Raw genomic sequence first — 9519 nt, 5'->3', positions numbered from 1 at the left:
CTACGGGGGGTTAAGGGATGGTGACGCCGCGTATTGTGATGGGCAGTTGGTCTAGGTGCCAGTTGTTTTGTGTGATCAGCTGTTGCAGGCAGCGGGTGCGATAACTGCTGGTGCGCAGTAATGGGTTGCTATGCCCACTTAACCAAGCATGTCGGGTTTGGGTGTATTGGCGGATCCATTCGCGCTCATCACCTTGGTGCGTTGGGGTGGTGGCGGCAAAGCGCTTGCGCAAAAAGGCCAAAATATGGCCTGAGTGAATGTATGAGTCATAAATCACTAGCTGGCTTAACGCTAGCTTGAAACCTTCCCGTTTGGCCCAGTGGTAGGCAGGTTGCCAGTAGTAGCGATCAAACAATTGATCTTGGCATTGGCGCATGATGGGGTCGTGCTTACCTGCTTGAATCAAATACTGTATAAATTCGGTATCTTGATGCAGCGGCTGGCGTTGTATTTGCTCTAGGTAAGGTTGCAGTTGCTTGGCCCAGCGTCCTTGCTGGTCGCAATAGAGTTTGAGCAAGGTGATCAGATGGCCTTGCTCGGTGACTTGGCTACGACCATAGCTAATTTGTTTACTGCCTTGTTTGCCGTCAGCATGTACGGCCAAGGCATGGTATTCGCCTTGAATTTTGCCGGTTTCAAACACGTTAACAATTTGGCAAATGCGCGCTTTGGTGGTTTGAAGTTCAGTGTTCGCTTTAAGTTGTGGCGCAGCTTGGCGCAACGTAATGGCCTTACTTGGGTTGTAATGTAGGCTCATGGCGCGGTGCTCTCACTGATTTGGTGATGGTGTTGGTCGTTGGCTTCGACTCGCCCTGTGACTATGGTGTTATATAAGTGGTTGAACACGGCACCGGGGCTGGTGTTATTTTGGTCGATAAAATAGCTGTGGCCCTTGGGAAAGTCATAACGGGTGTTGATGTCGTCACAATCTATGCTGTAAACATTATTGGCAACGGCTTCAAGATGCTCAGGGCCGCTGTGGCCAAGGCGGCGTGAGGCAATGCCATTGACTAAGTTAGATACTTTACTGGCGCGCAGGGCCAGATCATCACTGGCATAATACACACTCACATTGCGCGCAGCTTGGCTGATCAATCGCCCCGGTTGATTGGGCTCTAAGGTTTGGTTGTTCAGATCGGCGGCCATTAAAAACACATGGCGAAATAACAAGGGCACGCCGCTGGGTAAGTAATCATGCTGCCATTTGAATAAGGTCTCTCGCAGCACGCGATTGCCCATGGAGTGAGCTAAGACATTGATGCGTTTGAGGCAAGGGGCGTCCACTTGGGCATTTTGTTGTTGCCAGCCCAGTAGTTTTTGCAGTGCGCGCGCAAACGAGGTGCCACTGGCATCGGCGGATTTTTGGTCGTCCCAATAGTCCTTCACTATGCCCAGGTCGTTATCACACGGCCAGATGATGGGGATCACTTGCACTAAATTGGCTTGCTGACTGTCAAAGTAGGCCTGCAATTGCGCCACGCGGGGAAACACATCCGGCTCGGGTTGATTGCTAAAGCCATGCACGTAAAACAGCAGCTGTTGATAGGGGCTTTGTTTTAATTGCGCCATAAATGCCAGTGAGCCAAGCTCCTGATATTGATGTTGGCTGTTACGCTGGCAATAAAACACTTCACAGCTGGGGGCATTACAGTGAGGATCAAAGCTAAAGTTGCGTGGTAGTCGCGCGCTTTTCGAGCGGCTTGCGGGGTGTATATTGGTAATAAAAAGCATGGTGAGACCTAAGGTTAAATCATTAAACCTAGTCAATTAAATGCTCCTTGTTGTTCTTTTTGTCATTAGTGTGCGCGATGATAGTTTAATCCCTATAAAAATAGGGGATAAATCGCATTTTTAGGCTTTGGTGTTTGGGTTGATAGCCATTAGCAAGTTATGTTGTTGATGTGGTTGACATGAAGTTGACCAGTATTAAATAAAGACTTTGTTTAAGGATGAACAATGAAACTTATCTTTCCGCTTGGCTTGGTGGCGTTGTTAGTTGCTGGCCAAGTTAATGCCCGTCCCAGTTGGTGTAGCGATCTGCCCGATAGGCCAGTCAATAATGAAGACGCTTTTTTAGTCTCTGAGGCTGCCAAGCCAAATATCTCAGCCCCTGAATGGCAAGCAGAGCAAGTTTACCAAAAGGGCGATGTTGTGATGTTTGGTGAAGAGCTTTATCAAGCCCGTTGGTGGACTCAATTTGAGGCACCGGGTCCGGCTTGGACTAGCTGGGAGCGCATCAAACAAGATAATGCTCCTTGGCAACAAGACCTAGTGTACGAACAAAATAATACGGTGCTGTTTGATGGCCATATTTTTCAAGCGCAATACTGGAACCAAGGGAATTCCCCTGCAGAAAGCGGCGCTTGGCAGCTGGAGAAACAAAGTGAAAAATTGCTAGCCAGTGAGTTGGTAATTTCAGGCTATCAGTGTTTAGCTCCACTTGAATGGTGCTCAGAATTGGCTGCTGAAGAAGAATCACATCGTGCATTATGGATGAAACCAGAGATTACAGATCAAATATTGTATGACTATGTCATTATCGAGCACGGCGACAAGGTAACAACGGTGCCGTTTGAGGCGGTAGTTGAAGGGCAGGTATGTCAAGGCCAAGTCGCTTGTAATAATCTACTTGATGGGCAAGCCAAATTTGTAGAGTATCGAACAGGTTATAGTTATACATACCGGATCATTCATGGTGATTGTGGACCTGCGCCAACGCCTTTGCCAACGATTGAGCCAACACCACCTATGGTTGAGATTAAGCAAGATGTGTTAACGGCAGATGAGAGCAAGTCCTCGGCTAAAACAGATGTTCAAGTCGTGGTGAAGTATTGCAATCAAGATCATCTGTGTCGCCCTATTGTCATAGACTGAGATTAGGCAAATAAACCCTGAAGTTATCGATAATTTACTAACCAACTTTGTTTAAGGATGAACAATGAAACTTATTTTTCCGTTAGGCTTGGTGGCGCTGTTAGGTGCTGGCCAAGTGAATGCAAGCTGCATGGTGATACCAGACGAGTTAATGAAGACCTCTACGTATTTAACCGTAGAGCAGCCTAAGCCAAATTTGGTTGCGCAAGAATGGCAACCCGAGCAAATTTATCAAAAGGGCGATGTGGTGCGCTTTGGTGAAGAGTACTATCAAGCACGCTGGTGGAGTCAGTTTGAAGCCCCCGGGCCTGCTTGGGTCAGTTGGGAGCGTATCAAGCAAGATAGCGAACAATGGCAGCAAGAGCAGGTTTACGAGCAAGGCGACAAGGTGTTGTTTGAAGGCCGCTTATATCAAGCCCAATATTGGAATCAGGGCAATTCACCCGCAGTCAGTGGGGCTTGGAGTTTAGACCCTCAAGGCGAAAAAATGTTGGCCAGTCAGTTTGTTATAACTGGTTATGGTTGCGTTCGCCCGCCATCGGATTTTTATAGTGATACTTATTGGGAATCAACTAGTAACCATTATCTGCGTATGCTTGAAGAGGTCACCGATGAAATCTTATATGACTATGTGATCATTGAGTACAATGGTGAAATAAGTACAGTGCCATTTGAAGTTAGTGTTGAAGGGGTGGAATGCAGTGGTCAACAAGCTTGTAACGCCGTGCTAGATGGGCAAGCTAAGGCCGTGGTGTACAAGACGGGTTACAGTTATATGTATCGTCGTACCCATGGTACTTATGGGCCTACACCAGAGCCGACGATGCCACCCGCTATGTCCGCTGAACAAGTTGATGAGCCAAATAGCCAAGAGCCAGCGTCAAATGAACAAAGTGATGATAGCGCATTGGTTAAATACTGTAACCAAGATCACCTTTGTCGAGCCATTGAGTTTTAATTAAGGATTTGTCACTAACCCAAAATAGCGTTTTGCCTGTACTGGTCAGCGCTATTTTTTTGGCCTTTTTCTCAGTTTTACTAATTGTTGTTATCTTGATTTTTACTTTACCTATAATGGAGATGCCTGTTTGTAGGCACTGATTTAGCTGACATGGTGTTGGCTGTGAAATTTAAGGATGAATGTATGAAAACCGCTTTATCTTTGGGCGCGGTTGCCCTGATTTTGGCCGGGTCGGCTAATGCAACCTGTGGCCCTATTATGGTGTCACCTGCACCCACTAATCCAGACATCGTTGTTGATCGCCCTTATGTTGATGTGTTTGCGCCGGCTTGGGAAGCTGACAGGGTTTATCAAAAAGGCGAAATTGTCCTGCATACCGATGGTGTGTATCAAGCGCGTTGGTGGACGCAAAATGAAGAGCCAGGGCCAACTTGGGCGAGTTGGGAGAAACTAAAACGCGATTATGACGAGTGGAGTAATGACACCGTTTACAATCAAGGCAATCTTGTTTTGCACGCAGGCAAGGCGTATCAAGCGCAATATTGGACGCAAGGGCACAATCCCATTAACGGCACTCCTTGGCTAGAGACAGAATCGAGCAAGAAATTGCGAGCGGCTGAGTTTATTCAAGAAAGCTATGACTGCGGTGCACCTCCGCAATACAATCCCGATGGCAGTTATTATTACACCCGTCATTATGTGCGCAGCATTAGTTTAGCCACGGAGGTGACCGACGAGGTGATCTTTGATACGGTGCGTTTCTCAAACAATTTCACTGGCCGCGTAGAGATGATCACCGCGGTGATTGAAGGTCAAACCTGTCAAGGCCAAGCCGCTTGTAATGCGTTGCTTAACGGTGAAGAAAAACAAGTGAGCTACTATTCTTTGGCCACTAAATCTTGGTCTAAAACATATGGCTCTGTGATGCCAACGCCGACACCTCAGCCAACGTACGAACCCACGCCAAATTATGTGCCAAGGATCGAAACGGGTGAACTCGATGAGCGTACTATGCAGCCGCCTACCTATGAGCCAACGCCGCCACCAGAAATGATTTTGGTGTGTAACAACCAGGATATGTGTCGTCAGGTGATGATCAACTAGGCTATCTGACCCTGTGGGAGGCGAGCTTGCTCGGCGAAATTGCACTTGCTGTTAGGTGCTTCCCTGAGCGAGCTTAGGTCCCACAGGTGATCTTTTCAACGAATGTCATTTATCGCTGGTGCTGTCATTCTAGAACAAACCCAGCGGGCAATGGCGTTAAAATTTGTACTCACTGCCCATATCTGCTAAATATCAACCCCATCAATAATATTGAAATGTAATAGGTTTTCCATGAAGGTGCTGGTAGTTGAAGACGAACAGGCCATAGCAGATAACATTCTTTATTCCCTTAAACTGGAAGGCTTTGCGGTGCAGCATTGCATGCTAGGCAATGACGCTTTGTCTTTGTTAAAGCTGCAACCTTTTGATCTCATCATTTTAGATGTTGGCTTACCTGATATTAATGGGTTTGAAGTGTGTAAATTGGTCCGCCAATTTAGCGACTTGCCTATTATCTTTTTAACCGCGCGCGATCATGAAATCGATCGCGTCGTCGGCCTAGAGATAGGCGGCGATGATTACGTGACTAAGCCTTTTAGTCCGCGTGAGCTGGTGGCTCGAGTGAAAGTGATTTTAAAGCGCGTTGGGCCAGCGCAGCCAGTGTCAGTCGCGCATAAACAGGGAGCCGTTTTGCTATGCGATGATGTTAAAAAACAGTGGCTCTATTACGGTGAACCCCTTGATTTAACGCGTTATGAATATGGCTTATTAGCTACCTTATTCAGCCAACCAGAGCGGGTATTTAGCCGCGAGCAATTAATGGCTGAAGTTTGGCCCGATGCGTGTGGCAGTTTTGATCGCGCCGTTGATACCCATATTAAGGGGCTAAGAGCGAAGCTAAAAAAAGTCGCTGAACATGATCCGATTAAGACCCATCGTGGTTTGGGTTACAGCTTAGTGCTGCCTGGCTCGTAAGTGAAAGGTGAACCATGAGATTGGCCAAAATTAGTTTTCGCTTACGTTTGTTTTTGTTTTTCTTTTTACTGATAGCAGTGGGCTTGTCATTGCAATTAAACGTGCTGATCAGCGAGTTAAAGCCGGGACTGCGTCAAGCCACCGAAGAAAGCATGGTGGATGCGGCCAATTTGCTGGCGGAAATAGCCACGCCCGAACTGGTACGCGGTGAGCTAATAAACGGCGAGTTTGATCGCGCCTTTAGCGCATTTAAGCAACGCGAGCTCAATGCGCAAATATGGACCAAGGCCAAAACCGAAAGCTTGCTTCGGGTCTACATTACCGATCATCGTGGTGTGGTGGTTTATCACAGTGAAGGCCATGATATTGGCAAAAGTTATTACCGCTGGAATGATGTCCATCGCACTCTACACGGCCAATACGGTGCTCGCAGTACAGAAGCTGTGCAAGGGGACCCATTAACCTCAGAGATGTATGTGGCGGCGCCTATCTTAGTGGGTGAACAAGTGATAGGTGTGCTGACTTTGGTCAAACCCAATCTCTCATTGCAGCCTTTTTTGGAGGTTTCGCGTGACAAAGTAGAGCGCTTTGGGCTGATATTAATCTTACTGGCGGTGATATTGGGCTTAGCCGTGAGTTATTGGTTAACGGGATCCATCAGAAAGTTACGCGACTACGCTGTGGCGGTAAGTCAAGGCAAAGAGGCAGCCTCTGTACCGCATTTCTCCGATGTTGAGCTTGAGCACTTGGCCCAAGCCATGGCGCACATGCGGGTGCAGTTAGAAGGCAAAAATTACGTTGAGCAATACATTCACAGTTTAACCCATGAAATGAAAAGCCCTGTCGCTGCCATCAAAGGGGCGGCTGAGTTGTTAGAGCAGGGGTTGCCCGTGGCGGATCAAGGGCATTTCATCGCCAATATTAAAAATGAAAGTGTGCGCATCGAAACCTTGATCAACCAGTTATTGGCTTTAGCTGCGCTGGAAAACCAGCAGGGGTTACAAAACATTGCCACGGTTGACTTAATGCAACTGGCGCAAGGTGTGGTTGAGCGGTTAGATCTCGCGCTCAAGGAAAAGCAACTAAGGGTGAACATTGAAGGTGCTGGCAGCGTTGAAGGTGACGGCTTTTTATTAGGTCAAGCCATTGAAAATTTGATGACTAACGCAATTGATTTCAGCCCTGTGGGGGCGGCAATCGGTTTGACGATCGGCGCTGATAAAGAGCACGCTATCATTGAGGTGACCGACCAAGGCCCTGGCTTACCCGATTACGCACTGCCACGGGTGTTTGAGCGTTTTTATTCTTTACCGCGTCCTCACAGTGGCAAGAAGAGCTCAGGGTTAGGCTTAAGCTTTGTTCAGCAAATTTGTTATTTACACCAAGCGCAATGCCGTTTGCAAAATGGTGATGTGGGTGCCATCGCGCGGCTGATCTTGCCGTTAACTCAGCAAAAATAGGTGTGAGTGGGTAGATAAATTACACATAAAACACACCAAAGCCACATCGTTCACCCACATCCCTTGGTTACTCTTTTGTGATATCAAAAGGGAGAGCCAATATGAAATCGATGTTAGGAAAAAAAATAGTTTTCTTAGTCATTAGCGGGTTACTGGCCGCTTTTGCGTTAACCGTGATCGAAGACCTGATTCAACAGCGTTTGTACTATCAAGATGAAGCAAAACGCAGTGTCGCCCACGCTTGGAGTGGTCAGCAACAAGTGTTTGGCCCCATGCTGGTGGTGCCGTACCATTACCGTGAAGTGAAATCGGTTTGGGACAGTAAGCTTGAAAAGTATATTGAGCGAACGGTTGAGCATCGCAGTGTGCTGTACATCATCCCTGAGCAGCTGAAGTTGAATTCACAAATGACCACGCAGCAACGCTCACGAGGGATCTTCTCGTTTCCTGTGTTTACTAGCCAAATGACCTTAGCGGGCGAGTTTGATTTAACCGAGTATAACCGACTTAAGAACATGCCCAATGTATTTAAAATTGAAACGCCGTATTTGGCTGTTACCTTATCCGATATGCGCGGCATTAATAATAAGCCTGTGTTGAACTGGCAAAGTACCCAGCGCAGCTTTGCCGCGGGAAGTAACTTGAGTTTTAGTCCACAAGGCGTGCACGCGCCGCTAGAAAATTTAACCGGGACTCACGCCGAGTTTGCTTTTGAACTTAACCTGCGTGGCATGGATACGCTGTGGTTTACGCCTATTGCCAAAGATACTAAGGTGGATTTAGCTGCCAGTTGGCCCCATCCGAATTTTGTCGGCCAGTTTTTACCGACCGAGCGTGAAATCAATCAAGAGCAGTTTCAAGCCAAATGGCAAGTATCTGAATTTAGCAGCAATATCACGCAGAATGTGACTCATTGCCAAACTGGGGATTGCTCGGCGTTGATGAGTAATCGTTTTGGTGTGAGTTTAAACACGCCCGTGGATATTTATCGTCAATCTATTCGCAGCGCTAAATACGGTTTGTTATTTGTGGGGTTAACCTTTATTAGTTTCTTTATGTTTGAAATGCTCAAACGTCTGCAAATTCACCCGGTGCAATACACCTTAGTCGCGCTGGCGCTATCGGTGTTTTATTTATTGTTAATTGCATTGTCTGAGCACCTTGGATTTTTGATGGCTTATGGCCTAGCCACCAGCGCTTGTGTGTTATTACTGACTTTTTACCTGACCTCAATACTGCGCAACGTAAAATGGGGGCTGGGCTTTGGCGGCTTTATTACTTTGTTGTACGTGCTGCTGTATGTGATTTTAAGCTCTGAAGATCATGCGTTATTACTGGGCGCAGGCCTAGTGTTTGCCACCCTTGTTTTAGTCATGGCTGCCACCCGTCATTTAGATTGGTATCAAGTAAGTAATTGGGCCAGTGAAAAAGCCAAGGCGCAACTATATCGAAATAAAGCCGAGGATGAATGGGAGGTTGAGGTGTTAGACGAGCCCGAAACCCCGGCTAATCCGGCAAACAACTAGCTTTGCTGGATAACCCTCATCGCGGCTTAAAAGCCGCTCCTACGGGGTTGAGTAGGAGCGATTCTTAAATCGCGAATTAAGTTAAATAAATACAATCCCAATGTGGGTAATTTTTCACGGAATTGGTTATGTTCGCGCGTAACGGATTTGCAATTATGTAACGGCAAACAGAGACGATATCTTCCTCGGCGCGTAGGGCATGATCATAATAGCTTGGTTGCCAAATTTTCCCATCAGCTCTGTTTTGTAGGTGGAGTTGATATGCGGTTTTTTGTTTTACCGTTTTAACTAATTGGCTTAATGATACTGCATAGGTGAGCTGTACCAACCAATGGAAATGGTCGGGCATAACCACAAAGGCCAATGTTTTTGACTGATTATCTAAATCTGATTGTTTTAGTATATTGATGAGTATTCTGGCTGCATGTAGATCATTGAAAAATGGTTGCCTTAGGTGGGTGACAGCAGTGAGAGAATATATTTGATTGGGGCTGGAAAAACGCCCACGTCTTAAGTTAGCGCCATGAGCCGTCATAAGCAGTAGATAGAGTTTAACTATTTATCATCTAGCATAGTCAATGATCACCAATTCCAGTAGGAGCAATTTTTAAATCGCGATGAGTCTGGATTTAATACCGCGTTTTGGCTTTGTCACTATCTTCAATCGTGGCTTAAAAGC

9 protein-coding genes are annotated in these 9519 nt (G+C 46.7%); 6 read left to right on the top strand and 3 right to left on the bottom strand.

What is annotated here, in order from left to right; all coding sequences use genetic code 11:
- Positions 1-10: 10 nt before the first annotated feature.
- A complete protein-coding gene (locus ACK8OT_RS19075) occupies positions 11-757 on the bottom strand; it encodes a chitosanase (protein ID WP_410198098.1) in 747 nt (248 codons plus the stop codon).
- Positions 754-1767: an alpha/beta hydrolase gene (locus ACK8OT_RS19070; RefSeq protein WP_410198097.1), complete on the bottom strand. Its 1014-nt coding sequence runs from the start codon at positions 1765-1767 to the stop codon at positions 754-756. The genes ACK8OT_RS19075 and ACK8OT_RS19070 overlap by 4 nt, the downstream gene beginning before the upstream one ends.
- Before the next feature lie 189 nt (positions 1768-1956).
- Here ACK8OT_RS19070 and ACK8OT_RS19065 point away from each other — a divergent pair, with 189 nt between their 5' ends.
- The 6 genes from ACK8OT_RS19065 to creD all read left to right on the top strand — a co-directional run bounded on the left by ACK8OT_RS19065 (position 1957) and on the right by creD (position 8840).
- A complete protein-coding gene (locus ACK8OT_RS19065; protein ID WP_410198096.1) occupies positions 1957-2874 on the top strand; it encodes a carbohydrate-binding protein in 918 nt (305 codons plus the stop codon).
- A 64-nt stretch (positions 2875-2938) separates the two neighbouring features.
- Positions 2939-3832 carry a carbohydrate-binding protein gene (locus ACK8OT_RS19060; RefSeq protein ID WP_410198095.1) on the top strand — a complete coding sequence of 298 codons (894 nt, stop codon included), beginning with the start codon at positions 2939-2941 and terminating at the stop codon, positions 3830-3832.
- A 186-nt stretch (positions 3833-4018) separates the two neighbouring features.
- The gene (locus ACK8OT_RS19055; protein WP_410198094.1) at positions 4019-4939 is read left to right on the top strand and encodes a carbohydrate-binding protein; all 921 of its coding nucleotides are present in this window, start codon (positions 4019-4021) and stop codon (positions 4937-4939) included.
- Positions 4940-5170: 231 nt separating this feature from the next.
- The gene (gene creB, locus ACK8OT_RS19050; RefSeq protein ID WP_410198093.1) at positions 5171-5854 is read left to right on the top strand and encodes a two-component system response regulator CreB; all 684 of its coding nucleotides are present in this window, start codon (positions 5171-5173) and stop codon (positions 5852-5854) included.
- 14 nt (positions 5855-5868) lie between these two features.
- A complete protein-coding gene (gene creC, locus ACK8OT_RS19045; protein WP_410198092.1) occupies positions 5869-7314 on the top strand; it encodes a two-component system sensor histidine kinase CreC in 1446 nt (481 codons plus the stop codon).
- A 101-nt stretch (positions 7315-7415) separates the two neighbouring features.
- On the top strand, positions 7416-8840 hold the full coding sequence (gene creD, locus ACK8OT_RS19040) for a cell envelope integrity protein CreD (RefSeq protein ID WP_410198091.1): 1425 nt from the start codon (positions 7416-7418) through the stop codon (positions 8838-8840).
- A 76-nt stretch (positions 8841-8916) separates the two neighbouring features.
- On the opposite strand, the gene ACK8OT_RS19035 is transcribed toward creD, so the two are convergent.
- Positions 8917-9375 carry an REP-associated tyrosine transposase gene (locus ACK8OT_RS19035; RefSeq protein ID WP_410198090.1) on the bottom strand — a complete coding sequence of 153 codons (459 nt, stop codon included), beginning with the start codon at positions 9373-9375 and terminating at the stop codon, positions 8917-8919.
- Between the last annotated feature and the right edge of the window lie 144 nt (positions 9376-9519).

The sequence above is a fragment of the Motilimonas thetidivivens genome, from assembly GCF_046452435.1.
Classification (GTDB): domain Bacteria; phylum Pseudomonadota; class Gammaproteobacteria; order Enterobacterales; family CBDFNC01; genus Motilimonas.
Note: the sequence above shows the minus strand (reverse complement) of the source record. Positions and strands in the feature narration are given on the sequence as shown.